This window comes from Methylorubrum rhodesianum, from assembly GCF_014199985.1.
Classification (GTDB): Bacteria; Pseudomonadota; Alphaproteobacteria; order Rhizobiales; family Beijerinckiaceae; genus Methylobacterium; species Methylobacterium rhodesianum.
The window spans coordinates 1-1,390 of the sequence record NZ_JACHOS010000046.1 but is presented as its reverse complement, the minus strand read 5'-3'; the positions used below and the strand labels follow the sequence as shown (position 1 = coordinate 1,390).

Below are 1,390 nucleotides of genomic sequence, written 5' to 3'. Positions count from 1 at the left end.
TGTCCTGTGTGGATGGCTCCCGCATTGCAAGTGGCGAATCGAGCTTCTGGCGCGTTGGTCGGGTGCAGTCTTGTGTCCGGCCTGTCGATGCAGTCGTGCATGTTGACTGCTGGCCCTGATGGTATCCGCGAGCTGGGTCCCACTCTGCTTAGCGGGCTATGACGCCCTGGACATTCGGCGGGGTGTCCCGGCTCCCGGTCTGACCGGTTCGCCATCAACTCTCATCGTCCTCGCAACCTGGCAAAGTCTCCTCGCCGTGCTGTCAGGCGGCCATGGCCGCTGGTGCGCGGTAGGTGCCACCGCGGGTCATGATCGCCCAGGCGACCCGCGCCGTGCGATTGGCCGCCGCAACAGTCACCACGCGCACCGGCTTGCGCTGCAGCAGCGCCGGCAGCCGCGGGTCGACCGAAGTCGGCGTCGCCTTCGCGCGCCGGATCAGAGAGGTCATGCCGACCACGAGCAGGCGGCGCAGGTAACGGTCGCCCATGCGCGAGATCCGACCCAGGCGCTCCTTGCCGCCGCTGCAGTTCTGCAGCGGTGTCAGACCCAACGAGGCCGCGAACTGCCGACCGGAGCGGAAGCGCTCGGGCTCGCTCACCGAGGCGGCCAGCGCGGTCGCCGAGACGATGCCGACACCCGGGATCGTCGCCAGGCGCTGTGACAGGTCGCAGTCCCGATGCCAGGCCAGCAACTCCTTCTCCAGCCGGGTGAGCTGGATCTGCACGGCGCCGATCTGATCGGCCAGCCCATTCACTACGCGCTGGGCCAGGGGCGGCACCTCGGCCGCGTCTCCGGCTGAGAGCCGAGCTGCCAGTTCGAGCGCATGGCGCAGGCCCCGCGCCATCTCGATCCCGAACTCGGCGAGCAGACCGCGGATCATGTTCACCAGCTGCGTGCGTTGCTTGACCAGCAGGTCGCGCGTCCGGTGCAGGGCCAGCGCCGCCTGCTGCTCGGTCGACTTCACCGGCACGAAGCGCATGCTCGGGCGTGTCACCGCCTCGCAGATGGCAGCGGCATCATTCGCATCGGTTTTGCCGCGCTTGACGTACGGCTTCACGTAAGCTGGCGGCATCAGCCGCACGTCATGGCCGAGCCTCATGAGTTCCCGGGCCCAATGGTGCGCTGTGCCGCACGCCTCCATGCCGACCAGGCAGCGCGGCAGCTTGGCGAAGAACGGCACGACCTGCGCCCGCCTCAGAGCCTTGCGAACGACGACGTGCCCAGCTGCGTCGACGGCGTGAACCTGGAAGATGCTCTTGGCTAGATCGATGCCGACGGTGATGATCTCCATGGGGATGGCTCCTGCATCTGCGTGGCTGCTTCGACAGCAACCACATCCTGGCACTCAGATGCCGTCAGTCGGAGCGGGAGCCATCCACCCCATCTGCTT

General features: G+C 67.6%; 1 protein-coding gene. It reads right to left on the bottom strand.

The annotated features are described in order from the left end of the window. Nucleotides 1-262 precede the first annotated feature (262 nt). Complete coding sequence (locus HNR01_RS27310; RefSeq protein ID WP_009867220.1) at nt 263-1,291, bottom strand: IS110-like element ISMmg2 family transposase; 1,029 nt, start codon at nt 1,289-1,291, stop codon at nt 263-265. Nucleotides 1,292-1,390 lie beyond the last annotated feature (99 nt).